This window comes from Pseudoalteromonas luteoviolacea (assembly GCF_001750165.1).
Classification (GTDB): Bacteria; Pseudomonadota; Gammaproteobacteria; order Enterobacterales; family Alteromonadaceae; genus Pseudoalteromonas; species Pseudoalteromonas luteoviolacea_G.
Window position 1 is genome coordinate 1,061,300 of record NZ_CP015411.1, and the last position, 25,500, is coordinate 1,086,799.

Annotated in this window: 26 protein-coding genes and 1 tRNA gene; 10 read left to right on the plus strand and 17 right to left on the minus strand. The window is 41.3% G+C overall.

Features of this window, described 5'->3' with window-relative positions:
- Nucleotides 1-28 precede the first annotated feature (28 nt).
- Nucleotides 29-526, minus strand: a complete 498-nt coding sequence (locus S4054249_RS04505) for an RDD family protein (protein WP_046354492.1) — start codon at nucleotides 524-526, stop codon at nucleotides 29-31.
- A 248-nt stretch (nucleotides 527-774) separates the two neighbouring features.
- On the opposite strand from S4054249_RS04505, the gene S4054249_RS04510 reads away from it, so the two are divergent.
- Both S4054249_RS04510 and S4054249_RS04515 read left to right on the plus strand, forming a co-directional pair.
- A tRNA-Leu gene (locus tag S4054249_RS04510) sits at nucleotides 775-859 on the plus strand.
- Between the two features lie 568 nt (nucleotides 860-1,427).
- Nucleotides 1,428-3,236 (plus strand): sensor histidine kinase, encoded by a 1,809-nt coding sequence (locus S4054249_RS04515; protein WP_046354532.1) that lies wholly within the window; start codon nucleotides 1,428-1,430, stop codon nucleotides 3,234-3,236.
- On the opposite strand, the gene S4054249_RS04520 is transcribed toward S4054249_RS04515, so the two are convergent.
- The 7 genes from S4054249_RS04520 to S4054249_RS04550 all read right to left on the minus strand — a co-directional run bounded on the left by S4054249_RS04520 (nucleotide 3,233) and on the right by S4054249_RS04550 (nucleotide 9,502).
- Complete coding sequence (locus S4054249_RS04520; RefSeq protein WP_046354491.1) at nucleotides 3,233-5,062, minus strand: DUF885 domain-containing protein; 1,830 nt, start codon at nucleotides 5,060-5,062, stop codon at nucleotides 3,233-3,235. The two genes, S4054249_RS04515 and S4054249_RS04520, sit on opposite strands and share 4 nt — an antisense overlap.
- A gap of 155 nt (nucleotides 5,063-5,217) precedes the next feature.
- A complete protein-coding gene (gene hemW / locus S4054249_RS04525; protein WP_046354490.1) occupies nucleotides 5,218-6,354 on the minus strand; it encodes a radical SAM family heme chaperone HemW in 1,137 nt (378 codons plus the stop codon).
- Entirely contained in the window at nucleotides 6,351-6,944 is a 594-nt protein-coding gene (locus S4054249_RS04530) for an XTP/dITP diphosphatase (protein ID WP_046354489.1), read from the minus strand. Before S4054249_RS04530 ends, hemW begins: the two co-directional genes overlap by 4 nt.
- 4 nt (nucleotides 6,945-6,948) lie before the next feature.
- Nucleotides 6,949-7,389 (minus strand): DUF4426 domain-containing protein, encoded by a 441-nt coding sequence (locus S4054249_RS04535; protein WP_046354488.1) that lies wholly within the window; start codon nucleotides 7,387-7,389, stop codon nucleotides 6,949-6,951.
- A 19-nt stretch (nucleotides 7,390-7,408) separates the two neighbouring features.
- Nucleotides 7,409-7,942: a YggT family protein gene (locus tag S4054249_RS04540; protein WP_046354487.1), complete on the minus strand. Its 534-nt coding sequence runs from the start codon at nucleotides 7,940-7,942 to the stop codon at nucleotides 7,409-7,411.
- 11 nt (nucleotides 7,943-7,953) lie between these two features.
- The gene (gene proC, locus S4054249_RS04545; RefSeq protein ID WP_046354531.1) at nucleotides 7,954-8,775 is read right to left on the minus strand and encodes a pyrroline-5-carboxylate reductase; all 822 of its coding nucleotides are present in this window, start codon (nucleotides 8,773-8,775) and stop codon (nucleotides 7,954-7,956) included.
- Nucleotides 8,776-8,791: 16 nt separating this feature from the next.
- Entirely contained in the window at nucleotides 8,792-9,502 is a 711-nt protein-coding gene (locus S4054249_RS04550; RefSeq protein WP_046354486.1) for a YggS family pyridoxal phosphate-dependent enzyme, read from the minus strand.
- Between the two features lie 2 nt (nucleotides 9,503-9,504).
- On the opposite strand from S4054249_RS04550, the gene S4054249_RS04555 reads away from it, so the two are divergent.
- From S4054249_RS04555 to S4054249_RS04565, 3 genes are read left to right on the plus strand one after another with little or no spacing between them, the layout of a single operon-like run.
- Nucleotides 9,505-10,554 carry a type IV pilus twitching motility protein PilT gene (locus tag S4054249_RS04555; RefSeq protein ID WP_046354485.1) on the plus strand — a complete coding sequence of 350 codons (1,050 nt, stop codon included), beginning with the start codon at nucleotides 9,505-9,507 and terminating at the stop codon, nucleotides 10,552-10,554.
- 16 nt (nucleotides 10,555-10,570) lie between these two features.
- Nucleotides 10,571-11,695 carry a PilT/PilU family type 4a pilus ATPase gene (locus S4054249_RS04560; RefSeq protein ID WP_046354484.1) on the plus strand — a complete coding sequence of 375 codons (1,125 nt, stop codon included), beginning with the start codon at nucleotides 10,571-10,573 and terminating at the stop codon, nucleotides 11,693-11,695.
- Nucleotides 11,670-12,566: a hypothetical protein gene (locus tag S4054249_RS04565; RefSeq protein WP_046354483.1), complete on the plus strand. Its 897-nt coding sequence runs from the start codon at nucleotides 11,670-11,672 to the stop codon at nucleotides 12,564-12,566. Before S4054249_RS04560 ends, S4054249_RS04565 begins: the two co-directional genes overlap by 26 nt.
- 1 nt (nucleotide 12,567) lies before the next feature.
- On the opposite strand, the gene ruvX is transcribed toward S4054249_RS04565, so the two are convergent.
- From ruvX to S4054249_RS04595, 6 genes are all read right to left on the minus strand, one after another.
- The gene (ruvX, locus tag S4054249_RS04570) at nucleotides 12,568-13,023 is read right to left on the minus strand and encodes a Holliday junction resolvase RuvX (protein WP_046354530.1); all 456 of its coding nucleotides are present in this window, start codon (nucleotides 13,021-13,023) and stop codon (nucleotides 12,568-12,570) included.
- A gap of 4 nt (nucleotides 13,024-13,027) precedes the next feature.
- Nucleotides 13,028-13,585 carry a YqgE/AlgH family protein gene (locus S4054249_RS04575; RefSeq protein WP_046354482.1) on the minus strand — a complete coding sequence of 186 codons (558 nt, stop codon included), beginning with the start codon at nucleotides 13,583-13,585 and terminating at the stop codon, nucleotides 13,028-13,030.
- A 19-nt stretch (nucleotides 13,586-13,604) separates the two neighbouring features.
- Nucleotides 13,605-14,564: a glutathione synthase gene (gene gshB, locus S4054249_RS04580; RefSeq protein WP_046354481.1), complete on the minus strand. Its 960-nt coding sequence runs from the start codon at nucleotides 14,562-14,564 to the stop codon at nucleotides 13,605-13,607.
- Between the two features lie 108 nt (nucleotides 14,565-14,672).
- Nucleotides 14,673-15,407: a 16S rRNA (uracil(1498)-N(3))-methyltransferase gene (gene rsmE / locus S4054249_RS04585; RefSeq protein ID WP_046354480.1), complete on the minus strand. Its 735-nt coding sequence runs from the start codon at nucleotides 15,405-15,407 to the stop codon at nucleotides 14,673-14,675.
- A 97-nt stretch (nucleotides 15,408-15,504) separates the two neighbouring features.
- On the minus strand, nucleotides 15,505-15,987 hold the full coding sequence (locus S4054249_RS04590) for a hypothetical protein (protein WP_046354479.1): 483 nt from the start codon (nucleotides 15,985-15,987) through the stop codon (nucleotides 15,505-15,507).
- 40 nt (nucleotides 15,988-16,027) lie between these two features.
- On the minus strand, nucleotides 16,028-16,921 hold the full coding sequence (locus tag S4054249_RS04595; protein WP_046354478.1) for a hypothetical protein: 894 nt from the start codon (nucleotides 16,919-16,921) through the stop codon (nucleotides 16,028-16,030).
- An 80-nt stretch (nucleotides 16,922-17,001) separates the two neighbouring features.
- Here S4054249_RS04595 and glnE point away from each other — a divergent pair, with 80 nt between their 5' ends.
- Nucleotides 17,002-19,797: a bifunctional [glutamate--ammonia ligase]-adenylyl-L-tyrosine phosphorylase/[glutamate--ammonia-ligase] adenylyltransferase gene (gene glnE, locus S4054249_RS04600; RefSeq protein WP_046354477.1), complete on the plus strand. Its 2,796-nt coding sequence runs from the start codon at nucleotides 17,002-17,004 to the stop codon at nucleotides 19,795-19,797.
- Nucleotides 19,798-19,811: 14 nt separating this feature from the next.
- Here the strand turns inward: glnE and S4054249_RS04605 are convergent, their stop codons facing one another.
- The 3 genes from S4054249_RS04605 to tolC all read right to left on the minus strand — a co-directional run bounded on the left by S4054249_RS04605 (nucleotide 19,812) and on the right by tolC (nucleotide 22,850).
- Nucleotides 19,812-20,420, minus strand: coding sequence for a TcpQ domain-containing protein (locus tag S4054249_RS04605; RefSeq protein ID WP_046354476.1), 609 nt, complete (start codon nucleotides 20,418-20,420; stop codon nucleotides 19,812-19,814).
- A 28-nt stretch (nucleotides 20,421-20,448) separates the two neighbouring features.
- Entirely contained in the window at nucleotides 20,449-21,375 is a 927-nt protein-coding gene (gene lpxL / locus S4054249_RS04610) for an LpxL/LpxP family Kdo(2)-lipid IV(A) lauroyl/palmitoleoyl acyltransferase (protein WP_046354475.1), read from the minus strand.
- A 125-nt stretch (nucleotides 21,376-21,500) separates the two neighbouring features.
- Nucleotides 21,501-22,850, minus strand: a complete 1,350-nt coding sequence (gene tolC, locus S4054249_RS04615) for an outer membrane channel protein TolC (RefSeq protein ID WP_046354474.1) — start codon at nucleotides 22,848-22,850, stop codon at nucleotides 21,501-21,503.
- Nucleotides 22,851-23,061: 211 nt separating this feature from the next.
- Between tolC and S4054249_RS04620 the strand changes: the two genes are divergently transcribed.
- The 4 genes from S4054249_RS04620 to S4054249_RS04635 are packed head-to-tail and all read left to right on the plus strand — an operon-like array spanning nucleotide 23,062 to nucleotide 25,473.
- Nucleotides 23,062-23,682, plus strand: a complete 621-nt coding sequence (locus S4054249_RS04620; protein ID WP_046354473.1) for an NUDIX domain-containing protein — start codon at nucleotides 23,062-23,064, stop codon at nucleotides 23,680-23,682.
- Between the two features lie 60 nt (nucleotides 23,683-23,742).
- Entirely contained in the window at nucleotides 23,743-24,180 is a 438-nt protein-coding gene (locus S4054249_RS04625; protein WP_046354472.1) for a DUF1249 domain-containing protein, read from the plus strand.
- Nucleotides 24,167-24,931 carry a metallophosphoesterase family protein gene (locus S4054249_RS04630; protein ID WP_046354471.1) on the plus strand — a complete coding sequence of 255 codons (765 nt, stop codon included), beginning with the start codon at nucleotides 24,167-24,169 and terminating at the stop codon, nucleotides 24,929-24,931. The genes S4054249_RS04625 and S4054249_RS04630 overlap by 14 nt, the downstream gene beginning before the upstream one ends.
- Nucleotides 24,916-25,473 carry a YqiA/YcfP family alpha/beta fold hydrolase gene (locus tag S4054249_RS04635; RefSeq protein ID WP_046354470.1) on the plus strand — a complete coding sequence of 186 codons (558 nt, stop codon included), beginning with the start codon at nucleotides 24,916-24,918 and terminating at the stop codon, nucleotides 25,471-25,473. The genes S4054249_RS04630 and S4054249_RS04635 overlap by 16 nt, the downstream gene beginning before the upstream one ends.
- Nucleotides 25,474-25,500 lie beyond the last annotated feature (27 nt).

Here is a 25,500-nt window from a genome sequence, read left to right on the forward strand (position 1 = left end):
CGCTTTGAGCGCCTTTTTATTTTAAAGTTCAGTCTAGGCTGTCGTATACTTTTTTATTTTCTTCTTTACTTAATACCAGAACTTCTGTCTGGCAAATCAAGTCTTGCAGCGCGCGTTTATGCTTTATATCAAGTAAAACGAGTAAATTCCCAGCTCCAAGTAGTGCCGCTAGACTTCTCACTATGGCTTGAGGCCAAGAAAGTAGCGTGCCGTCGGTGTTTTGTACTTTGAGCCGCCATGCCCTCATCCCGATAGTTTGACCACTTTTGGTCCAGAAATAAGCAAAAAACAAAATAGAGACAATCATCAATAGTACGGAGCGGCCGTAATATAAAGTGGGTGTAGATTGAATAAGAGCAGATATGTCCTCATAGCCATCTATAGAATACCAACCTAAAGACAACATACCTTGCACAATTCCCAAAAACACAATGGTGGTAAGCATCGCGAAGGCAATAACAACGAGTGCATCATATATTAAGGATGCAACTCTTCTAGCAAACCCTGCTCGGGGGAAAGTCGACATTTAAAAACCTATATAAAACTGTATAGTGATATTCTACACTTAATATAGGCTTATATTGATTAAACCTCGATATTTTATGATTTTGGTCAAATACTCGGCACTTGAACATATTTATTAAAAAAACTGCTTGCGGGCCTGTCACATATTTGTATAATGCAGGGCATAGAGACGAGGGCAAATAAAAAAAGCCTGAGCTCAAAGTGGTTTTTCTTTATCTTCTCAAAGCTAGAAGATTAAAGAAAAATGATGCCAGTGTGATGGAATTGGTAGACATGACGGATTCAAAATCCGTTGCCTTCGGGCGTGGCGGTTCAAGTCCGCCCACTGGTACCACTTTTTATAGCCTCAGAGATTTCTGAGGCTTTTTTATTTCTAAATTATAATTAACACGCCTCTGCTTTTTAGAAAGCCTTTTCAATGAATTCACTCTGAATGAGAATAATTAAAAATTGTCAAATTAAATAGTTCAATTTACACGTGTGTTTTTTGTCGGTGTTTTGTATACGTTGAGTAAGTAGCTTTTCTCTTTTGGGGATAGTTTCAGCCCTTTTAATATTTCCATATCTATTCTTACTGGCTCATCGTGCTTGATCATATAAATTATAGAGTCTGCGAGGCGTACTTTATTTCGAGTAGAAAGTTGGATGTAAGTTATGTAGATAACAGTAGGAAGTATTAGCACCAATAATACGCATAGGGTTATGAAAATTTCCATTTTGAGTCTCACAGATTGAAGTCAAATAAGATGATGACAAGTGTTAGCATAAAATAGTTCATAAAAAGGTTTGGGCACAATATTACTCTTAATGTGTATTCGCTTTAGCCGCGAAGTTTAAGAGATACCATAATAATTTTCTTCGACTAAACTAAAGTTGGGGCAAAATACAATGTGGGTAAATTTGTGCAGTTAAAGCAATCACTTCTTCTTTTCAAAACAGCGGCTGTTGGCTCTGCAATTGTGATAATGATTGCCAGTTGGTTTTTATATGTCCAGCTGCAACAAACGAGAGCGCTAAACGATCATTTATTTCAGCTTCAGGCTCAGATCCAACGTTTACTTGACCAAGAAGAACGGTTTTTAATTGAGCGTCAACGAGATAGTTTAGCGTCGATTGAAAATGATAGATTTTCATACCGAGAAAGCTATAGCTTATTGTTAAATATGCTGGTAGCGCAGCAGCGGAACTTAGAGCAATTGTTTAAGCTCGATGAAGAAGTTAAACGCTTTACACTCAAATATGAACAGCTAGCTTCGATGCAAGCCTTATTAGGTTATGACAAAGAGGAGGGCGTTTATGGTAACTTTAGGCGCCAGGCACATGCATTGCAAGATATTGCAAAGCAAACATCGCACCCTCAATTAGAAATACTCTTGCTGGAGCTACGTCGCAGGGAAAAGGATTTTTTGCTTCGCCTTGAGCCTAGTTATTTATTAATGCATCAAGACTTGTTGGTTCGTACTGAGCAGATCATAACTACGCAGTTCCCCGATAAAGCACAGGATTTGATGTCCACATTGAATCAATATCAACAAGGTTTTAAGACCTACATTAGTGTTTTACAAAAGCAAGGGTTGGATCATAGCCAAGGGGTGAGAGCTGAATTGCACCAACTAAAGCTATCTATTCGAGGCCATTTTGAAGTTGTTTCAAAGCAACTTTTTAATGAAGACCTGACTGAAAAGCAAAATTTGATATTAACTTGTTTAGTGATCATTGTATCCATCAGTTGTTTTAGCTTGTTATTGCTTTTTGTACTCAATACCCGTATCTCCGAACATATTATTTCTATTAGTCGAGTGCTAAAAAATGTTGCGCAACATGAAGACTTCTCGATCCGAGTAAATATTGAGGGCGAAGATGAGATTGCACAGATAGCCCATCACTTAGATAGTTTATTGGCCTTTATTGAAACCCTGTTAGAGCGTTTAACAGCGGCTCAACAAAGGCTAATTGAAGAAGCTAAAATGGCAAGCTTAGGTAATATGGTTAGTGGCTTTGCGCATGAGCTGAATACACCTCTTGGTGTTGCAATTACCAGTCAATCTCATTTGAAAGAACAAGTTGAAGTACTTAAGAAAGATTTAGAATCAGGCCAGCTGCAGAAACAGACATTAACCAATCTAATCTCAGAAGCGGAGTCAGCATTATCTTTATTGGAAAATAACTTGCTGAGAACCGCATCGCTGATAGATGACTTTAAAAAAGTATCAGTACAGCAAGAATATGACGAAGTACAAGAGTTTAACCTGAAAGCTTTGGTGAATGGTGTATTAGACTGCTATCAACACGAGTTGAGCAAACCTGATTATCATGTGGAAGTTGAAATCCCCGAGCTTTTAATGCTGAAAAGTTATCCGAACGTATTTGTCCAACTCATGACCTATAGTGTCGGCAACTGCATCCAACATGCGAAGCGCGAAGGCAGAGTACTTAATATCGTCATATCGGCTTTGATTGTTAATAATTATATTCATTTATATGTGAAAGACGACGGTAAGGGAATAGATAAGGAGTTACTCCCCATAATTTTTGAGCCATTTATAACAACACAAAGAAATAAGGGCGGGATAGGGCTGGGGTTAAGCATTATCTATAACTTGGTAACACAAAAGTTGAATGGGGAAGTAAAAATACAAAGCCCCGCACATGGCGGGGCTTGTTTACATATTATTTTGGCTAATACGCCTTTTCAATTAGAAGAAAATTAGCTTTGTTTGCTAGCAACCCATTGGTCAACAAATTGCTCAAGTACGTTAAGTGGAACCGGTCCATTCTTAAGTACTACATCGTGAAATTCGCGGATATCGAACTTATCACCGAGCTCTTTTTTGGCAGCTTCACGAAGTTCTACAATTTTGATCATACCAATTTTATATGCAGTTGCTTGGCTTGGCATAACAATATGTCTTTCAACCATCTTAACGGCATCAGACTTCGCATTTGGCGTGTTGTTTACATAGTAATCAATACCTTCTTGGCGTGTCCACTTCATTGCGTGGATACCCGTATCAACAACTAAACGACATGCGCGCCATAACTCCATAGCTAGACGACCGAAGTCAGAATATGGGTCCTCGTATAAGCCCATTTCTTTTGGTACTAACTCAGAATATAGTCCCCAACCTTCGGTGTACGCTGTGTAGCGGCCAAACTTACGGAATTTAGGCATATTTTCAAGTTCTTGAGCAATTGCAATCTGCATGTGATGGCCTGGGACACCTTCGTGGTAGGCTAACGCTTCCATTTGGTACGTTGGCATTGCTTCCATATCATACAGGTTGGCGTAGTAAATACCTGGACGAGATCCATCAGGAGTTGGTTGCTGATAGAATGCTTTACCTGCCGCCTTTTCACGGAATGCTTCAACACGCTTAACGATCATGTCAGCTTTTGGCTTAACGATGAACAGTTCATCTAAGCGAGATTTCATGTTGTCGATCATGGCCGTGGCATCGGCAAGATATTTTGCTTTACCTTCTTCAGTATTTGGCAGGTAGAACTGCTTGTCTGTTCTCATGAATTCCATGAAGGCTTTTAGGTCACCTTTGAAACCAACCTTTTGTTTGATTTCACGCATTTCATCATGAATACGAGCAACTTCTTCTAAACCAATTTTATGGATCTCTGCTGCAGAAAGCTTCGTTGTTGTAGTACGTTCAAGTGCAACGTTGAAGAACTTTTCTCCCTCAGGGAACTTCCAAACACCATCTCTATTGTCAGCACGCTTTTCAAGTTTATGCAAATAGCTGATCAATTTGTTATAAGAAGGTTTTAACGCAGATGTCAGCGCGTTGCTGGCCTGCGTAATTAATGCATCTTTCTCACTTTGAGAAATTTCTAATTTCTCTACTTTTCTTTTGAAATCCGCTAATAGAGTCGAGTCATCACCGGCTGCAAATGGCGCGCCTTTTATGATGTTTTTACTTGATTCGATAACATGAGGGAAAACAAACTTAGGTGCAATAATGCCCGCATCTGCGCGCTTTTCCAGATCTTCAATTAATTGATCAAATACCGTTGTCACACCATTAAGACGAGAAATATAGGCTTTTGCGTCTTGCACATCAGCGATCTGGTGTTGGTTAATCAAAAATGCAGGGATCATTGAATGTGTTCCAAACATCTGATTAACAGGGTAAGAATAACGGCGCCACTTGAAGTCTTCGATTTCTTCCACTAAGCCTTGCTTAAATAGGTCGTAACTTACTTGAGTTTGCAGATCTAACTTGCTTCTATCAATTGCATTTATCGCTGCAAGGTCTTGTTTTGTAAGTTCTAGATCTTCTAGTTGACGTGCTTCAGAGCCATCATCCCATTTGTCATAGTCTTTTTTAATACCTAGATACGTTTGGTAGATAGGGCTACGCATGACACTGCGATTAAATGACTCTTCAAATAGAGCATTTGCTTTTTCTACTTCACTTTGAACAACTTGTTGTACAGAAGAAACTGGTTTTGGTTGCTCAGCTGTTTGTTGACAGCCTGCCAATAACGTTGCTGATATTGCAGCAGCGATGATGGTAAGTTTACGCATGTTTTAGCCTTTTTCTTTTATATTTTAGACACTTTTTGCCTATCTGAGATAAGACTCTCAGTCTAGGCTATTATATGTTATGCAGCGAGTTACAGCTAGAAGATGTGTGCAATGTACTTTTGAGTCACGCAAATTTTTGCTGTGTGTCCCCTTAATTAGACAAACAATTCTAGCAGGTCATTTAGATACCTGTGTCCTTTATTTGTTACAAACCATGAATCACCCTCTATTTCTAGCAGGCCTAACTTTATAGCTTTTTGCAATGGTGTTTGTATATCCGCCTCTTGCAAGCCTGTATATGCTGAGAAATTAGCTCTTGGAGTCGGTTCTAATAAGCGGAATGTGTTCATAAAAAACTCAAAAGGCCTATCTTCCGGTGCAACATGCCAACTGTCATATAAATAAGGTTTAGTAAGATCCATATACCCTCTAGGGTGCTTGACTTTGACGGTACGTAAAATTTGATTTTTAGCTGGTAGCGTAATTTTACCATGTGCACCGCAGCCAATCCCAAGATAGTCACCAAATCGCCAATAATTCAAGTTGTGCTGGCAGCGATAACCGAGTTTGGCATAGCCAGATATTTCATATTGCTGGTAGCCATGCTCCGCTAGTAAAGCTTGTCCTGCTTCTTGTATTGCCCATAAGGTTTCATCTTCTGGCAATTTCGGTGGCTTGGATGCAAATTGAGTATTGGGCTCTATTGTGAGTTGATACCAAGAAATATGTGGCGGATTAAGCTCTATGACCTTTCGCAAATCACTTAGTGCGTCGTCTAAAGACTGATTAGGTAGTCCGTGCATCAAATCCATGTTGAAGCTATTTAAACCAGCACCATGTGCTTCAGTGGCAGCATTTAATGCTTCTTGTTCGCCATGGATGCGCCCAAGAGCTTTAAGTTTATCGCTCTGTAAGCTTTGCACACCAATAGATATACGGTTGATACCTGCTTGAACATAATGCTTAAATCTATCGCTTTCTACAGTCCCTGGGTTGGCTTCTAAGGTGATTTCAATGTCATCTTCAAAGCCGATAAGGGCTTCAATTTGCTCTAGCAAATCGACATAGGCATCGCCAGAGAGCAAACTTGGTGTGCCCCCTCCGACAAATATGCTATGAAGTTTTCGGCCTTGGACTAAGTGTAAATCCGCTCTGAGATCATCTAATAAATGGCCAATATATTCTTTCTCAGGGATAGTGCCTTTTTGACTATGACTATTAAAATCGCAATAGGGACATTTTTGCACGCACCAAGGTACGTGCACATATAAACTTAATGGAGGGAGATTCACAGGGTACTCTTAAAGTGGGTCATTAATTGTTGCAGTGCTTGCCCTCTATGACTGATTGCATTTTTTTCTTCCTTAGTGAGCTCTGCGGCCATTTTTTGCAGACTGTCTACCCAAAATACTGGATCATACCCAAAGCCACCGTCTCCATGTTGTGACGTAGCGATAGTACCCTCCCAGCTTGCTTGACAAATTACTGGCGTTGGGTCTTTTTCATGTCGCATGTAGACCAGTACGCACCAAAAACGGGCTGTACGATTGTCTTGATTTTCCAGACTAGTCAATAATTTGTCGATATTTTGCTGATCACTGGCGCCAGCACCTGCAAAACGAGCGGAAAATACACCGGGTGCACCATTGAGTGCATCGACTTCTATGCCGGAATCGTCTGCGATAGCGGGTAGGCCAGTTTCTTTGGCAGCATGGCGTGCTTTAATAATGGCATTTTCTACAAAGGTAGTGCCGGTTTCTTCTACATCGGAAACTTCAAATTTGCTTTGCGGTAGCACTTCTATTTGTAGTGACTCGAGCATATTTCCAAGCTCTTTTACTTTGCCTTTATTGCCTGTGGCGAGCACGATTTGTTTAGTCATATTTTTAATCTACGTAAAACTTTTGTTGAAACTTAAGAACTTGTTGCTCATTGCCTTGTTTAATATTTAACTCAAAGCGATAAACATCTTCATTGTAATAATCAAGTTGAGCGAGGTAATAAATGGCATCACCTTCAACGACCTGCTTAAAGTTAAGTTGTTTTTTATTACCCAATAAGTTTTTAGCAAAGCCAGATATTTGTACCTGCTGCGCTGTTTTAGCCTTGTCAGTCGCTAATACTGAAATATTAATTAAGGCCTTGCTTTCGCTGCGCACAACACCATACGCCTTGGCAACACTTGGTTGGATAAAGGTAGAAGGAAAGGCGATGTAATGTACTTCCCATTCACCTAACTCTTTATATTGGCCTCCCGATTGTGAATTTTGGGTATGGCCGTAAAAAGCGCTAAATATAAAAAAAACCGCTAACAGAATTAATCGCATAATACCTCACTCTGATTGCTTAGTGCATAAAGTCCATGACCAAACGCTGTAAGAACATCATGCCAATTAATACGACCATGATAGATAAATCCAGACCCCCTAGAGGTGGGATAACTTTTCTCACTGGTCGTAATAGAGGTTCGGTCAGTTGTTCAAAAACGGCAGCAGCAGGGTTATAACCTTGAACAACCCAACTGAGTAGTGCACGGATCACTAAAATCCAAAATACGAGGCTAAATGCCTCTCTTAGCACGGTGAGTAATCCACCTAATGCTGCTGTTGCTGCATCCCAATGGCCACTAAACATGAGCATTAATACGGAAATTTTGGCACCTGCGACGATAAAAGCAAGCACCAAAGAAGCGAAATCTATCCCTGCAAAACCAGGAATAATTTTGCGTAACGGATTAACTGCAAAAGAAGTCGCTTTTACAACGGTTTGACTGACAGGGTTGTAAAAGTCAACCCGTGCCCATTGCATCCAAAAGCGAAGCAAAACCACCATTAAAAATAGGTTAAAAACCGTTTCAATTAAAAAATGCATTGCACTCATATAGTTGGTCCTTAAATTTGTGTTTCCATTTCCTCGGCACGCGCGATACACGCATCCATCGCATTCGCTACGATCTGAGGTAATTGATTGTCTTTCATCGATTCAATTGCTGCGTGAGTCGTTCCCCCTTTTGAGGTGACATTTGCACGTAATTGCTCAAGGGTTACGTCAGGTTGTGCTACGGCCATTTGTGCAGCCCCCAGCGCAGTTTGTTGTACTAACAGGCGTGCTTGTTGTTCATCGAACCCAAGGCTACGCGCTTTCTCTTCTATTGCTTGCATAAAAAGGAAAAAGTATGCAGGAGAGGAACCCGTAACAGCAATGATATCGTTTATTTGGCTCTCTTCTGTGAGCCAAGCGGTAATACCGGTTGCGCTAAAAACCTGATCGATGAATGCTTTTTCTTGCTCGTCTACATCATGGCTAAACAAACCAGAAACGCCAAGACCGACCAATGAAGGCGTATTAGGCATGCAGCGAACCAGTTTTGTTTCACACTGCAACATCTCTTTTAAACGAGAGAGGGTGATACCAGCTGCAACCGATACAATCACTTTTTGACTTAAGTCGATTTGCGCAGATTTGAACGTGTCACACAGCGCTTCCATCATCTGCGGTTTTACTGACAGTACAATAACATCAGCTCGAGTGATAGCGTCTAGGTTATCGCTGGTGGTTTGGACATTGAAATCATTAGCAACCTTGTTTAGCTTTTCTTGGTTGCGGTTGGTAGCAATAATATTGTTGGCACTAAATCCACTTTTGAGCATGCCACCTATAATGGCGTAACTCATATTTCCAGTGCCGATAAATGCAATTGTTTTGTTAGACATATTATTTATATAGCCTTTATTGTCTTTTTCCAAAAATATCAGTACCAATCCTTACCATGGTGGCACCAGCTGCTATAGCGGGTTCTAAATCGCCACTCATGCCCATTGAAAGTGTATCGATACGCGGGTATTGGGCCTTTAGTTTATCAAAGCAATCTTTCATTTGCTCAAAATATTGTAGCTGCTGATTTACATCGTTTGTTTGCGCTGTGATGGTCATTAACCCTCTTAAAGTTAATTGCTTTGCACTATCAATAAACTCTGCTAATTCAGCCAGTTCTTCGACCAGACAGCCTGACTTTTTTTCATCACCGCTGATATTGACCTGAATCAGAATATTCAAAGGTTTGAGATTGGTTGGCCTCTGTTCATTTAAGCGTCTAGCAATTTTTATTCGGTCTACACTTTGTACCCAGTTAAAGTGCTCAGCGATGTGGCGAGATTTATTTGACTGAATAGGGCCGATAAAGTGCCAATCAATATCCCGATATTGCTTGAAGTGGGTCACTTTATCGACAGCTTCTTGGACGTAAGATTCACCGAATTGGCGCTGACCGGCTTCATAAGCTTGCTGGATTAATTCGATTGGTTTTGTTTTTGATACAGCTAAAAGCTGAACAGGGTCAGAAATATGACCATTTTGCTCTGCTTTTGTAATGCGATCATAGGCGTTATTTAGCCGTTCTGCTATTGTAACCATATTATTGTTTGCTCGTAGTGGAGTCATAGATGGATATTACTGAATTATTAGCCTTTAGTGTGCAACATAAAGCGTCGGATCTACATCTTTCGTCGGAAGTTTCACCGATGATACGTGTAGATGGTGACGTACGCCGCATAAATATACCCGCTTTAGAAGCGAAAGACGTAAATAGTTTAATTTACGATATTATGAATGATAACCAGCGCAAGGACTATGAGCAAAACCTTGAGGTGGATTTTTCTTTTGAAGTGCCTAATTTAGCGCGTTTTCGTGTCAATGCATTTAATACTAGCCGAGGACCTGCCGCGGTATTTCGTACCATACCTAGTCAAGTACTTACGCTAGATGATTTAGGCGCTCCTGATATTTTTAAGAAAATCGCTGAAAATCAGCGCGGGTTAGTGCTTGTAACCGGCCCCACCGGATCAGGTAAATCGACCACGCTGGCGGCAATGGTGGATTATATTAATAGTACCAAACATCATCATATCTTAACCATTGAAGATCCAATTGAATTTGTACATCAAAACCAACTTAGCTTGATGAATCAACGGGAAGTTCACCGTGATACTCATAGTTTTAATGCTGCACTGCGCAGTGCGTTACGCGAAGATCCAGATGTGATCTTAGTTGGTGAGCTGCGAGATTTAGAAACGATACGTCTGGCAATGACAGCGGCCGAAACAGGCCACCTCGTGTTTGGTACACTGCATACGACGTCTGCGCCTAAAACCATTGACCGTATTATTGACGTTTTCCCTGGCGAAGAAAAGGATATGGTCCGCTCCATGTTATCTGAATCTTTGCAGGCGGTTATTTCGCAAACTTTAATTAAAAAAGTAGGTGGAGGACGAGTGGCTGCTCATGAAATTATGCTGGGTGTACCTGCAATTCGTAATTTGATCCGTGAAGATAAAATTGCCCAAATGTATTCAGCTATCCAAACCGGCGCATTACATGGTATGCAGACCATGGACCAATGTTTGATGAGTTTAGTGAATCACGGCCTTATCACCACACAAGATGCGCATTCGAAAGCGCATGACAAAAATCAATTTGGTGCTGCTGGGTTTTAGTACGAGGTTATAAATAATGGCATTATTAGATTATTTACAATTGATGGTAGACAAAGAAGCATCAGACTTATTTGTCTCGTCAGGGTTGGCCGTGAGTGCGAAAATTGATGGCGAGCTGCGCGCGCTTGACGAAGATGTGTTAGACAGTGATGGCGCTTTGGCTATGGTCGAGTCTGCAATGTCAGAAACACAGAAACAACAATTTCATGCTGAAAAAGAATGCAACTTTGCCGTCGCAAATGATGCAGGACGTTTCCGTGTGTCGGCATTTTGGCAGCGAGATTGTGCTGGTATGGTTATTCGACGGATCGTGACGGATATACCAGATGTGAATCAACTCGGTTTGCCTTCGGTATTGACTGATGTGATCATGTCTAAGCGTGGTTTAGTCTTGTTTGTGGGTGGCACGGGGACGGGTAAATCAACCTCATTAGCTGCGTTGCTTGGTTATCGAAACCGGAATCAACGAGGTCACATACTGACAATCGAAGACCCGATTGAGTTTGTTCATGAACATCGAAAAAGTATCATCACCCAACGAGAAGTAGGGCTTGATACTGAAAGCTTTGAAGCCGCATTGAAAAGTTCATTACGTCAGGCGCCTGATGTTATTCTAATAGGCGAAATTCGCTCACAGGAAACCATGGAGTATGCACTTAGTTTTGCTGAAACTGGCCATTTGTGTGTGGCTACCTTACACGCCAATAACGCAAACCAGGCTATCGATCGCATCATGCACTTGGTGCCTAAAGAAAAGCATGACAAGTTAAAATATGACTTAGCATTGAACCTTCGAGCTATAGTTGCACAACAATTAGTGCCGACGTCAAAAGGTGAGGGGCGTGTTGCTGCAATCGAGATTTTATTAAACTCGCCAATGGTTGCGGAGTTAATAAAAAAGGGAGACATTGGATCCATTAAAGAGACAATGTCGAAGTCTAAAGAAATGGGCATGCAGACTTTCGATCAAGCTTTATTTGAGTTATATAAAGCACAGCGGATCAATTATGCTGATGCGTTGCATCATGCTGACTCACCAAATGACTTACGCTTAATGATTAAATTGCAAAATAATGAGCAAAAAGGCGCTGGATTTTTGCAAGGGGTAACGATTGATGGTTTGGAAAGCAAGAAAAATTAGGTTTTTTAGCTTCCTTACTTTTTGCCAACTGAGCCTTGCAAGTTATTGCTGGGCTCAGACAGAGTATGTCGATATCTACATCAGAGATGATGTATATATGAATTATACAGCGTTGTTAGCGGGTCGCTCTCCACTTGATGTAGATGACTTTGGTGGACAGTTTGTGCGACGTGACGTGGTTGATATGGTATTGCTTCATCAAGCTTTGACCTTAGGTGGCTTTGATAAGCCATTCAGATATCGCCCCGGCAATGTTAATTTCAGAGATTCCAATTTATTAGATCAAGGCAAGCAGCTTTTGAGTTTTGACACTTATTGGTATGAAGAAGCTCAACTTAAGGCTGACAAATTGTTTGTGAGCGATCCTGTGATTAATAAAGGGGAGTTTTATGCGGGTCTTTATTATGCGAAAGACAATGAACTGGTTGCCAATATTCAATCTATTGAAGATTTAAGCAAGTTGACTGCTGTATCTTCTAGCCGCTGGCTAGTGGACTGGTACACGTTGAGTGCTCTACCATTAAAAGAGTTAGTTAACGAGCCTACATGGTCTTCTCAAGCTCAGATTGTGAATAAGCAGTGGGCTGACTTTATGCTAATACATTTAATGCCAGTGCTGGGGAATGACTTTCAACTGGCAAATATTAATCTTGTCTCTCACCCTAAATGGGTCATCTTACTTGATAGCAGCCGCCATTTTGTGATTTCTAAGCTTCACCCTGATGGTGAGCGGGCATTTGAGGCATTGCAAAAAGGTTTAAAAAAGTTACGAAAGCAGGGAAAAATCAAAGCGGCGTATCGCCAAGCAGGATTATTCCCTGATATGAATAAATACAAGCAACTTAATATACTTGATGATAGTGGCAAGTGAGCTAGTCAGTTTCCCACATTTGCTCAAAAAAACTCTCTAAAATAATTACCGCAGACATACCATCAACATTGTCTTTAGCCAGTGAACGATAGCCACCTTGATCAAATAACCTGGCTTTGGCATCGGTTGTTGTTAGGCGTTCATCCTGCGTCTCAACAGGAAGGCGATAATTATTGTGCAAACGGTTGGCAAACTTTTTGGCAGAAAAAGTAACTTGCTGATTAGTACCGTCCATATTAAGTGGTAAGCCAACAACAAGGAGATCGGGTTTCCATTCGTTAACGTGCTGTTCAATATCCGGCCAATGAGGGATACCATCTCTTGCTTTTACTGCTCCTAAGCTGGTGGCTGTACCTGTTACTTCTTGGCCTATGGCCATACCAATACTTTTTGTACCAAAGTCAAACCCCATTACAGTGCGTTGACCTTGTGGGGTTTTTGGCTTTTTACTACTCATTTTATTATGCATGTCCTGCTTGATTACTAAGCTGTGCGATATCAATACCGAGTATACTGACCGCTTTTTCCCAGCGTTTTTCTGGTGGTGTACTGAATATGATTTCAGGATCGGCTTGAATGATAAGCCAAGAGTTTTCCATAATTTCTTTTTCTAGCTGGCCTTTTTCCCAGCCAGAGTACCCAAGTGTAATGATAAATGCATCGGGACTATCGTGGTAGGTTAAAGACGCTAAGACATCTTTGGAGGTCGTGATCATGATGTCAGAACTGAGTTCTTTACTTGATGCATAACCAATTTTGGGTGTATGTAACACAAACCCTCTGTCCGTGTGCACCGGTCCGCCAGCAAAAACCGTTTGATCGGCAGCGCTGCTGTCTTTGTCATTATCGATTTCGATCTGGTCGAGTAGTTCACCTACAGTGACATCAATGGGATGATTGACTATCAATCCCATTGCGCCTTCTTCGTTATGTTCACAGATGTAGGTGACGGAGCGTTTGAACATCGGGTCCTGCAAATTAGGCATTGCGATAAGGAAGTGATTAGCTAATGATTGCATGCGAGACCCCTTCTATGATTTAACTTTCAGTATGGTTGAGTTTTGCTTCAATCGCATCAAAAAACTTGTCCATAATAGATATATCGTACGCAGCTTCGATTTCCTTAACACATGTCGGTGCTGTGACATTGATCTCCGTTAGCTTGTCTCCAATGATATCTAGACCAACAAACAATAATCCTTTTTCTTTTAACGTTGGTGCTACAGCTTCTGCGATTTTACGGTCACTATCGCTAATCGGCCTTGCTTCCCCTCGACCACCAGCTGCGAGGTTACCACGGGTTTCACCACCTTGTGGAATACGTGCTAAACAGTAAGGAATAACCTCACCGTCAACGACTAATACGCGCTTATCCCCTTGTTTTATCTCTGGGATATAATTTTGCGCCATTGCAAAACGACTACCATGCTCAGTGAGTGTTTCGCAGATCACCCCAATGTTAGGGTCGTTATGCTGTACTCTGAAGATTGAGGCGCCACCCATGCCATCGAGGGGTTTTAAGATAATATCTTGATGTTTGTCTAAAAAAGCTCTGATCTGATTTGCATTTCTGGTGACTAAAGTATCTGGTGTGTGTTCACTAAACCAAGCCGTGAAGAGCTTTTCATTGGCATCTCTTAAGCTTTGAGGCTTATTGACGACCAAAGTGCCTGCCAACTCTGCGCGTTCCAGTATATAGGTTGCGTAAATATACTCGGTATCAAAAGGCGGATCTTTGCGCATTAAAATCACATCCAGCTCACTCAATGCGATATCTTGCTTGTCATCTAATTCATACCAGTGGTTTTCATCATTAAACACGTTGGCTTTAGCGGCTGTTGCTCGACCTTCACCTTGGTACATATACAGGTCGTCCATTTCCATGTAGTAGAGCTCAAATCCACGTTGTTGAGCCGCCATCATCATGGCAAAACCGGTATCTTTTTTGATATTAAAACCACTGATTGGATCTGAGACTATTCCAAGTTTGACTGCCATCGCCGTTACCTTATGTGTTATTTTCGATGTGTATGAGCAAAATGCTCAGCAGCCAAACGACCATGATTGACTGCTAACTACCTATGATATGAGGGCTTATAAATGGATTTAAAGGGCCAAATCACCAAACTGCAATTGTAAGGCACTTAAAACGGTTAAGGCGGCAGTTTCGGTACGTAACACCCTAGGTCCAATTTTAATATCGACAAACCCTTGCTCTGTCGTGTTAGCCATTTCTTCATCGGTAAAGCCACCTTCAGGCCCAACTAAAAAGCGCACACCTTGACCTGGCGTTGGTAGGGTTTTGATTGAGTGTTCAGCTCTTGGATGCAAAGTAAGTTTTAACTCTTCGCTTTGTTGACTTAACCATTGCTCAAGCGTGATAGGAGGGTGAACGACTGGAACGAAGTTTCGACCGGATTGCTCGGCTGCAGAAATTGCTATCTTTTGCCATTGTTGGTGCTTTTTGGCCAGTCGTTCGCCACTGAGTTTCACGCCACATCGCGTTGTGAATAGAGGTGTAATTTCACTGACACCAAGCTCCACCGATTTTTGGATTGTGAAGTCCATTTTATCACCACGAGATATGCCCTGTCCGAGATGAACTTTGAGAGGTGACTCTATACACTTGTCGACAAATTCAAAAGGGGTTACCTTCACGGCTTTTTTTGAGATAGCGGTGATCTCAGCTAAGTATTCACCACCTTGTCCATTAAACAGACTGACGTGCTCACCTTCTTTCATTCTGAGTACACGTGCAATATGTCCTGCGGCATCTTCATCTAAATCCGCGGGCTGATTAATGACTAAATCCGAAGGTTGGTAAATATGTGGAATTCGCATAGTGTTGAGTGTCTAAATTGGATATGTGCTCATGTTAAAGTGTTCATCGTCATGAGTCTAGAGAACACTTCACATGATTGATAAGGTCGTCGCAACCCTAATCAGTAGTGTCTGTTTTTAATACAACAAATTCACTAAATGTATCGTGCTTTGTCGCCGCCAAGCTAGAGTTACATGTTAGGTGATTATTGTTGAACGTATCGTTGATACGATGATAATCATAACCATTGGCTAATTGTTCGATGGTATATCGTTCTGCATGTAAAGAGTTGAAGATAAATTTTTGTTTTTCATCGGCTAGATTGTAGTCGAGCGCATAGATGAGCACCCCTTGAATTTTGTGGTGCTCGTGCAGGTAGGTAGCAAGCTCAGAGACACTTATCTCATTGTCAAAGTCACAGTAGCTGTAGTCTTTGATTTGATCCTTAAACATCATTTTGAGCATTTGCTTGGTGTTGTCTCCAGCGATTATTAATTGGCTTGGCGTGTCAGGAGCGAGTGACTTAACAAATTCGACGAACTCCTGACTGAACTCCCAATTGCTATCAACAAGTAAAAAGTTATCTAATTTCAAGGACATAAGTCTCCAGAATTAAGATATCCATAATCTAATTCGGTGTTTAAATTGAAAACATGTTTATTAGTAAATAGCCCATGCTACAAAAAACAGCAAATTCTAAGCAAGCAATCCCGATATTATCTTGATGATCGACTTCTAAACCAATGTCTACTTTTGGTAGGACGATGAGGATCATTAATCGACTAAATACGTATAGTAGAAACCACATAAAGACCGAATGTGTTACCACGGACAGTAGGTTATCCACAATTTTATCTGGGTAACTCGGTGCACTGTGCAAACCTGCGTAAATAGCCAGCGCTAATCCGATGGTTTTACCTGCGTAGCGGATCCCGATAGAGGTATTGGCGAGACTAAAATTATATTGCAAAGATGCTCCTTGATTTTTCTTTGCAAAACGAGATTCTCTAATTTTGCTATCTAATGCGAAGACGCCTTGGAGAAAGATAAAGCAAATACTTACAATAAGCAGGGTTTGAGGTGAGTTAGGTTCTAGCCAATGGTATAAGCCTAACACCAAAATACTATTACCTATCAACATCCCAGAGTCGACTAAGGCTGCACAGACATTCTGTTTTAATATCGCTTGTGTTTCGTTAAAACGATATAAAATCCATTTACGGTGAATGGCTTGGCCAACACAAATATACGTCCAAATGAGGGCCATGGGCAGCAGTATTTGTAGATGAATATTTGCTAGGTCAAAAACATCCAAGTGGCCAAAAAAATAGCCAACGCTGCCACACACAACGGCTACTTTCGCTGCGTAATTAATACCAAGTGCGAAGTTATCGTGTTGAGCTAATTCTTTTTGTAGTAATTTTTTTGCTCGCACTTGAACTATGATACGCAGGCAAATCAAAGCAACAAAAGCCAGAATTATACCACTCAATAGGGTGAAAAAATTGCTGTTTTCTAAAGACAAGTAACTCATGCTCGGTGTAAGGTTGTTGTTATTTAGCGTTACTATAACACCGCACAACAAATGAGCCACAAAGCACTGGAGGTTTTTCTATGGAACAAGGCCAATTAAGTCCCGAGTTATTTGCTTTAGCACAGCAGCGCTTTACAGAATTATTTCCAAAGCAAATTGCAAATGCTCAGGTGTTGAGGCTATTGGCACTCAGTGATTTTGCTTATCGCATATTGGCACAACACCCTCAGTGGCTGAGTTGGTTGTTAGATCAAGATGCGATGAATAGTCGTCATATTGAACCAGCCTTGATTGGTGACTTAAAAATTCTTTCGGACGTTGAGTGCTTCGCACAATTGAGGCGCTATCGCAAACAGTATTGGCTTAAGTTGATGTGGCTTGATCTCGTGCTAGGTAACGACATTGCAGACAGTATTGAATATCAATCTCAGCTAAGTGAGCAATTAATCGATAGTGCTAATCAGTGGGCATTTGAGCAGGTTGCCACCAGTAATGGCATGCCACTTGATGACGCAAATACGCCGTTGCCAATGTTAATATTGGGCATGGGGAAACTAGGTGGCCAAGAGCTGAATTTCTCTTCTGATATAGACCTGATTTTCACTTATCCTTTGTCAGTGAAAACACAAGGTGGACGTCGCAGCATAGAAGCACAGGTTTTTTATACGAAAGTGGCACAAAAGCTCATAGCTGCTTTGGATCAACGCACTGCAGATGGTCAGGTGTTTAGAGTTGATATGAGGCTTAGGCCATTTGGAGAAAGTGGTCCATTGGTGATGAGCTTTTCTGCGATGGAAGACTATTACCAAGACCAAGGGCGCGAATGGGAACGCTATGCGATGCTCAAAACGCGTTTATTAGGTCAATACAATCAGTACTGGGATGAGTTTAGAGCACTTATTAAACCTTTTGTATTTCGTCGGTATATTGATTTTTCGGTGATTGAATCACTGCGTAAAATGAAACATATGATAGCGCAGGAAGTTCGTCGAAAAGGGCTTATCAATAACATTAAATTGGGTGCGGGCGGGATCCGAGAAGTTGAGTTTATTGTCCAAGCTTTGCAAATGATCCGAGGTGGGCGGGAGCCTGATCTACAGACTCCTTCTCTACTGCAAGCGTTAAGTGTACTGGCACGCCAAGATGTGATCCCCAAAAGTGTGGCAGCTGAACTTGAGAAGCAATATTTATTGTTGCGCAGGGTAGAACAGTACCTGCAGGCTTTTAATGATGAGCAAACTCAAACATTACCTGACGATGTGACTAATCAAAGGCGTTTGTGTGTGTTATTGGATATCCCAGATTATGGGCAGTTGGTGGCGTATATAGAGCAAGTCCAATCACAAATTCGTCAAGAGTTTTCTCAAGTTATTGGCGAAGAAGCACATGATACGCAAGCTTTGAAGGCATGTTTTGTGTCCGCTTGGGAATATCAGGATGTGAGTTATCTTGATATTGAACTTGACGAGCAGGCTCACGTGAAATGGCAAGACACATTAAACGTATTCCATACTGATATCACAAAAAAACAAATCGGTGTGCGAGGGCGAGATGTGTTAGATAAACTGATGCCGCTAGTACTTAGCGAAATTACGCCATTAAAAGTCCCAGAGGTATTAGAAAGGGTTTTGAACGTGATTTCGAAAGTCGCTTCTCGAACAGCTTATCTTGAATTGCTTTATGAAAACATGGGGGCACTGAAGCAACTCATTAAACTGTGTTCTCACAGTGTGTGGATAGCGAAGCAAATTGCCAGATACCCGATATTATTAGATGAACTTATTGATCCTGCCGTTTTGTATCGACCTTTGCCTCTCAATGCGTATTACAACGAAATTCAGCAGTATTTCCTACGTATTGACCCTGATGACTTAGAATTACAAATGGAAGCGCTACGTCAATTCAAGCAAACGCAGCAACTTAGGATTGCGGCTGCGGATGCGACAGGTGTGCTCGATATCATGAAGGTCAGTGATCATCTAACAGCACTTGCTGAGTCAATCGTGGCAAAAGCAGTGGATATCGCTTGGGGACAAATGATTAACCGATACGGCGCGCCGCAAGGGACTTCTGTAGAAGAGAAGGGATTTGCTGTGATTGCTTATGGTAAGGCGGGGGGGTTTGAGTTGGGATATGACTCTGATTTAGATCTTGTCTTTGTTCATAATTGTGATGGTCAAAGTAAAACTACAGGTGACAAAGCCATTGCTTCGAGGCAATTCTATCTCAAATTAGCTCAACGCCTAATGCACTTGTTTAATACACGTACTCTGTCTGGCATTTTATATGAACTTGACACACGGCTGAGGCCTGAAGGTAACTCTGGGCTATTGGCAATTAATATTGACAGCTATTACCAATATCTTCGCGAGCAAGCTTGGACGTGGGAGCATCAAGCGTTGGTCAGAACCAGAATGATAGTGGGTGAAGATATATTGGTGAAACGTTTTCACACTATTCGCCATGATATTTTATGTCAGAAGCGTAATGTCAACGAACTACAATCAGATATTGTTAAAATGCGTGAGAAAATGCGCCAACATTTATCAAAAGATTCAGAGGCTGAATTTGACTTGAAGCAAGGCACTGGGGGGATGACGGATATTGAGTTTCTAGCACAATATCTAGTTCTTGCTTTTGCTTATGATTATCCTGCTTTAACACGCTACTCAGATAATATTCGGATCTTTGAAATCGCAAGTAAAGAATCAGTATTGAATTGTGACTCACAAGCTGTTCTTACGCAGGTTTATTGCCAATTAAGAGAGCATTATCACCTCAATAGTTTAAATGGCTCAGGAAAAACAGTGTCTGTGGCATTATTATCGGCGCAGAGCGAGCGTATAAAAGCAATATGGAAGGCCTACTTAGAGTAGGCCTAAAGAAGGCGTTAATTGGTTAGACGGCGACAGTTTTCGCGGACAAATATGGATGGGTTTTCTGTGATCACGGCAGCACGCTGACGATGGCAGAAAAAGGTGTACACTTCAAATTCGAAGTCGTCATTAATGGCTTTGCCCACTTGGTATAGTGCACTGACAAAGTCTGAGTCAACACGAAAATTTTGTTTTACAACATAGTCTTTGTTTAGGTACCAAAATAGTTCGATGTCTTCTTGCTCTGCATAGCTGGTGAGCACACTTTTTAAAGTATTACCCATCTCAAAACGACGAGGTTGGCTCTCTCCAGTCCACCTTTGGTGTGTTGGCTTAACAACGAGCCCGCGTTGAGCAAGTGCATCATCGAGTGGGAAAGTGGGTTTACCAATATCCATCACAAACTTTTCCCGCTCAGTGTCACGTTCATTAACGCGGTTTCTATAATTAGCGTAAAATTGCGATAAACCTTGTGCTGCGGCATTTGTCGTTTCCCTGAACTCCATTTTTGGAATATTACCGTATAAAAAGTAATACGCTGCCCATACAAGTACCGCGCCTAATGTTAAGTGCCTTGTCCAAAACCACATTGCCGATATTCGTTTTTTATTTTTTTTAGCCATTTTATTTCAGTACGACGTCTTAGTTAAATTATGAATAATGTGAAGGCGCGTCTTCATCCGGTCTTGTTTTAAAACGCCTGTGTAGCCACATATACTGCTCTGGTGCTTCCATTATTGCAGCTTCCATGCGCTTATTTACACGAGTAACATCATGATTTTCGTTATCACTTGGAAACTCAGACATAGCAGGTTGGATGCTAAGGTGATATTTCCCATGCTTATCACGCAGACCTACTAAGCTCAATGTCTCACATTTTTTACTTGAAGCAAATAGTAAAGTGCCTGTGGTTGTCGCTGCATCAGGGACTGCAAAAAAAGGTGCGAACTCACAACGTTTTCGGCCGTAGTCTTGGTCCGGCAAGTAATAGCATACTTTTTTATTCTGTAGGGCTTTCAATAACCCTTTTACATCACGTTTACCGATCAGGAATTCGTTGGAACGCAATCGACCCTTAGTCATGAAATATTCCATTAAGGGATTATTATGAGGACGATAGAAGCCAATACCTTGTGTGTGTGTACCTAATACTCTTCCTAACATCTCTAAGTGCAACATATGAGGTACCAACAGCAAAACACCTTTGCCATTTTTATTCGCAGTCTCAAAATGTTCTAACCCTGAAATGGAGCCTACCGCTTTATTTACACGCCATTCTGGCCACCACCAAGCCATACCGGTTTCAAAGGTTGCAATACCCGTATTTTCCATGTTTTGTAATACCATGGCATTGCGTTGGTGCTCATCCATATCCGGAAAGCATAGCTTTAGATTAACTTCGGCAATTTTGCGACGTTTCTTTAAAAAGCGATGGACAAGCCGGCCAAGAAGTCGACCCAGCATAAACTGCACAGTTTGTGGTAACCAAGATAATGAGTATAAAACGATCACACCGAGCCAAGTTAACCAGAACTTAGGTGCTAAAAATTGCAGTTTAAATGTTGGATTATGAACCAAGTGGAATACTCTCGTACAACTATTAAAGAGCGTAGTTTATCGATAACGACTGTGATGCTCAAGTAGCGAGGGAGAATGTCGGGAAATATCAGACCAGCGAACTGCTGATCTGATATTGAGTGCATTTAAAGGGCAGCTTGAAGGCCTTTATTGATCGCTTCTAAATCTGCTCGGCTTAATTCGCCTGATGCTTGCTTTAACTGTAGAGTAGAAACAATGTATTCATAACGTAAGTTAGCTAAGTTTCGCTTTGCGCTATATAGGTTACGTGTGCTCACCAGTACATCTACAATTGTACGAGTACCTACTTCAAAACCAGCTTCAGTCGCTTGCAATGCACTTTCAGCAGAAACAACCGCTTGCTCAAGTGCGCGATAGGTCGCAACATTTGACATCACTTGATTGTATGACGTGATAACAGAGCGTGTTACGTTACGCATTGATGCTTCTAGATCTTCGCTAGCAGCAACATAAAGTGCTCGCGCTTGATCGGTTGCAGCGACGGTGCGGCCACCAGAGTAGATCGGGACATTCAAGTCTAAACGAATGTTGGTAGAATCTCCGCGCGGCGCCATTTCTCTGCCTGGGGAATTTTCAAGTGAATCTTGGTGAGTCGCAGTGAGAGAAAGTGTTGGATAGTGACCAGCCTGTGCCAAGTCAATCTGATCTTCAGCAATTTCTAAAGAGGCTTTTGCAACTTGCAGTGCTAAGTTTTTCTCTTTTGCAATATCTATAAAGCCATCTGATTTTCTATTTGGTTTAACGGTAGAAAATTTGTCAGTATTTAGTGCGTTTAGCTTTGAGTGATACTTACCTGTGATCGTACGAAGCGTTTCACGGGCTGTTTCTACGTCATTCGCTGTAACGATTTCATTGGCCACTGATTGGTCAAACTGAGCTTGTGCTTCGTGTACATCGGTGATTGCCGTTAAACCAACTTCATAGCGTTGCTTGGTTTGCTCTAGCTGACGCTCAATTGCGCGTTTTTCAGCTTGGACAAATTCCAAGTTGTCTAATTCACTTAAAACATCAAAATAACCTCGAGCAATGCGTACAATCAGGTTTTGTTTTTCTTGTTCGTATTGCGTCAATGATTGCAAAGCGCGTTTTTCTGCAATAGAGAGGCTTTCCCAGATACCCATGTTAAAAATGGTTTGGTTCAGTGTTAGAGTACGGCTAAATGAATCACTCCAGCTATCGATCACTTGGTAATTGGTTGTATCATTTTGTGAAAGAGGAGCGCCAGTCGAGTCTGTATCAGAGTAACGGAAATTTAAGTTCAGAGAAGGTAGCAGTTCGCCAAGTGCGCTGTCTTGGGCATATTTCTGTGCATTCGCATTTGCTTTAGCACGCAAAACAGTAGGATCGTTTGCAGTTGCAATATCGTATACTTGTAATAAGTCCTCTGCGTTAGCGGCATTGCTTGACAAAGCACAGCTCAAGCCAACCAGCATAGATAAAATGGTTTTTTTCATTATTTGTGCAGTCCTTAGACAATTTTGATGTCAGCATGTTACCTTGTTTTAAAACAAAATCCCAACGACAAACAAGAGATAAATGCAAAACAAGTGTAACAGAATATAATACTTAGTGAGTTCACATGCTGAGTATATTTACGTTAATTAAAAGCGATATGGGGATAAAATAGCCTAGATTAAACCCCTTTTGATGAATGTAGGATGAAATATGAAAGAAATTAGCCAATACAACCGAGAGCATGTGATGTTCAATGCGTCGCCGAAGAAGGTATTGTATGACGGTTTTTTCAAAATTGAAGAATATGTGTTTGAGCATGCATTGTTCGAAGGTGGGATAAGTGAGCCAATACGTCGAGAAATACTTGAGCGAGGTCATGCAGTTGCAGTATTGCCATATGATCCTATCAGCGATCAGGTTCTATTGATTGAGCAAATAAGAGTAGGTGCTTTGGCAACAAAAGAGTCACCTTGGTTGTTAGAGTGTATAGCTGGAATGGCCGAAGGGAGCGAAGATTTAGAAGCTGTTGCTAGAAAAGAAGCACAAGAAGAGGCGGGATTAGAACTCGGCGAATTACACTATATGCGTTCATATTTATCTAGTCCTGGTGGTACTACGGAGCGCCTATACTTATATCTTGCACAAGTGGATTTGCGAGACTATCAAGGGGGCACATTTGGCTTGCCCGAAGAAGGGGAAGATATTAAAGCCCATGTAATGTCATATGATGAGGCGATGTGTAGGTTAGAATCAGAGGAAATAGATAACGCTGCGACAGTGATTAGTCTACAATGGTTAGCGCTAAACAAATCTAAACTGTCATTTAAGTAGTAAACGGGAGTCGTTTTGTCTGACTTGATCCACCAAAACCAGCACAATGGAAAGGCGCGTATGAGCGGTTATGTGCAGTCTTTACCCAAATATATCACACTGTGTGAGCGTAACTATTTACGTGCACTTAAGGTGTTGCCTGAAGAGGTTATAGGCGCACGTCGTCAGATCAAGTTAGGTTCTATGGACTTTTTCATTGAGGTTGAAGCAGTAGAGAAATACACAACGGACATCAAAGTGACTCAGCATCATAGTTTGAGTAGCCACCTTGGCCAGTTTCAGTTGGCTGTGAGGCTATATCACGATGCTAAAGTTGCCGAGGTGATCCAGCATAATTACCATCAACGAGTGAAGCCTTCGTACCGTTACCCTAATCCGAGTATGCACCATAAAGATGAAAAGTATCAACTGAATGCTTTTTTAGGCGATTGGTTAGTTGCCTGTGTCGAGAATGGTCGCGTACCGCTAGATTGGGATGTAAATAATGGCATGGTTTAATGCAACATTTGAATTTAATCAATCGCAGTTAAAGCTTGCTCACATTACTGATACGCATCTATTTGAACAAAGTAGTGGAGAGTATTTTGCAGTAAACACAGCAGAGCATTTTAGGTGTGTTCTGGCAGATCTAGCGCTGCAAAATCTAGACGGAGTCATATTTGGGGGGGATCTCACTCAGGATCATACCTTCGGTTCTTATCAACTTTTTGCTCGTTTGATTGATGAGTCAGCTTTGACGTGTCCAATTTTTTGGCTTCCTGGTAATCACGATGATATTGAGTATTTAAATGAGATAAGTCAGGGACAAATTGTATCGGCGAAAAAGATTGGTTTTGAATTAGGCCAAATACTATTAACGAATAGCAAAGGGCCGACTCCTGCTGGATGGGTAGGTGAAGTACATTTAGAAGAAATAATACGCCAGTGTGTCGTACCAAGTATGGTTTTTTGTCATCATAACCCCCTTGCTATTCAAGGTTATTTGGATAAGCACATGCTTGAAAATGGCCCTCAATTACTAAATCGATTAGTCGACTCGCAAAATGTCATCGCGCTTTTTCATGGCCATGTGCACAATGAGTATGTCTTTAGATTTAGGGAACTGCCTGTGTACGCTACCCCCGCGACATCGATTCAGTTTAAAAAATTGACAGATGATTGGCAGCAAGAAAACCTCGGTGCTGGATATCGAATAATTAGCTGGTCAGCAGGTGGTATGCAGACAGAGGTAAAATGGCTAACAAAGTAATTTATATCCACGGTTTTAATAGTTCAGAGAAGTCATTTAAAGCCCAGCAATTAGGGGAATATTTTAAAGACCATTGTGAATACCTTGTTCCTCGGTTACATTATGATCCGCGCATCGCAATGCTGCAGCTGGAAAGTATGATTGATGATGGATGCGCGTTGGTTGGCAGTTCTTTGGGTGGTTTTTTTGCCACATACTTATCACAAACGTTTAATTTACGCGCGGTAGTGGTCAATCCGGCTGTACGACCAGACAAATTACTATGGGATTACCTTGGTCCTCAGTATAATCCCTATCAAGAATTGAATTATGAACTTACAATAGAACATATGACGGCATTACAGCGTATGCATATTGAAACGCTCTCAATGCCAAGTAATGTTTTTCTATTGCAACAAACAGCAGATGAAGTGTTACCTTATCAAGATGCTGTAAATTATTATCGAGACTGTCCATCAATCATAGAATTTGGTGGCGACCACAGTTTCATGGGCTTTGAGAGGCACTTTAGTCGCATTGCCAACTATCTTAAAATTAAATAAAACAGTTAGAACTAAAATTAGTCAGTA

Bases quoted from the DNA above. Each gene is read 5' to 3' on its own strand.
- S4054249_RS04520 (WP_046354491.1), bottom strand. From the start codon at position 5,062: ATGCGTAAACTTACCATCATCGCTGCTGCAATATCAGCAACGTTATTG.
- S4054249_RS04560 (WP_046354484.1), top strand. From the start codon at position 10,571: ATGGCATTATTAGATTATTTACAATTGATGGTAGACAAAGAAGCATCA.
- proC (WP_046354531.1), bottom strand. From the start codon at position 8,775: ATGTCTAACAAAACAATTGCATTTATCGGCACTGGAAATATGAGTTAC.
- S4054249_RS04575 (WP_046354482.1), bottom strand. From the start codon at position 13,585: ATGCAATCATTAGCTAATCACTTCCTTATCGCAATGCCTAATTTGCAG.
- S4054249_RS04620 (WP_046354473.1), top strand. From the start codon at position 23,062: ATGAAAGAAATTAGCCAATACAACCGAGAGCATGTGATGTTCAATGCG.
- S4054249_RS04530 (WP_046354489.1), bottom strand. From the start codon at position 6,944: ATGACTAAACAAATCGTGCTCGCCACAGGCAATAAAGGCAAAGTAAAA.
- S4054249_RS04550 (WP_046354486.1), bottom strand. From the start codon at position 9,502: ATGACTCCACTACGAGCAAACAATAATATGGTTACAATAGCAGAACGG.
- rsmE (WP_046354480.1), bottom strand. From the start codon at position 15,407: ATGCGAATTCCACATATTTACCAACCTTCGGATTTAGTCATTAATCAG.
- ruvX (WP_046354530.1), bottom strand. From the start codon at position 13,023: ATGAGTAGTAAAAAGCCAAAAACCCCACAAGGTCAACGCACTGTAATG.
- tolC (WP_046354474.1), bottom strand. From the start codon at position 22,850: ATGAAAAAAACCATTTTATCTATGCTGGTTGGCTTGAGCTGTGCTTTG.
- glnE (WP_046354477.1), top strand. From the start codon at position 17,002: ATGGAACAAGGCCAATTAAGTCCCGAGTTATTTGCTTTAGCACAGCAG.
- S4054249_RS04595 (WP_046354478.1), bottom strand. From the start codon at position 16,921: ATGAGTTACTTGTCTTTAGAAAACAGCAATTTTTTCACCCTATTGAGT.
- S4054249_RS04590 (WP_046354479.1), bottom strand. From the start codon at position 15,987: ATGTCCTTGAAATTAGATAACTTTTTACTTGTTGATAGCAATTGGGAG.
- S4054249_RS04505 (WP_046354492.1), bottom strand. From the start codon at position 526: ATGTCGACTTTCCCCCGAGCAGGGTTTGCTAGAAGAGTTGCATCCTTA.
- S4054249_RS04555 (WP_046354485.1), top strand. From the start codon at position 9,505: ATGGATATTACTGAATTATTAGCCTTTAGTGTGCAACATAAAGCGTCG.
- S4054249_RS04630 (WP_046354471.1), top strand. From the start codon at position 24,167: ATGGCATGGTTTAATGCAACATTTGAATTTAATCAATCGCAGTTAAAG.
- S4054249_RS04565 (WP_046354483.1), top strand. From the start codon at position 11,670: ATGGTTTGGAAAGCAAGAAAAATTAGGTTTTTTAGCTTCCTTACTTTT.
- S4054249_RS04635 (WP_046354470.1), top strand. From the start codon at position 24,916: ATGGCTAACAAAGTAATTTATATCCACGGTTTTAATAGTTCAGAGAAG.
- S4054249_RS04605 (WP_046354476.1), bottom strand. From the start codon at position 20,420: ATGGCTAAAAAAAATAAAAAACGAATATCGGCAATGTGGTTTTGGACA.
- S4054249_RS04540 (WP_046354487.1), bottom strand. From the start codon at position 7,942: ATGAGTGCAATGCATTTTTTAATTGAAACGGTTTTTAACCTATTTTTA.
- gshB (WP_046354481.1), bottom strand. From the start codon at position 14,564: ATGGCAGTCAAACTTGGAATAGTCTCAGATCCAATCAGTGGTTTTAAT.
- S4054249_RS04535 (WP_046354488.1), bottom strand. From the start codon at position 7,389: ATGCGATTAATTCTGTTAGCGGTTTTTTTTATATTTAGCGCTTTTTAC.
- S4054249_RS04625 (WP_046354472.1), top strand. From the start codon at position 23,743: ATGAGCGGTTATGTGCAGTCTTTACCCAAATATATCACACTGTGTGAG.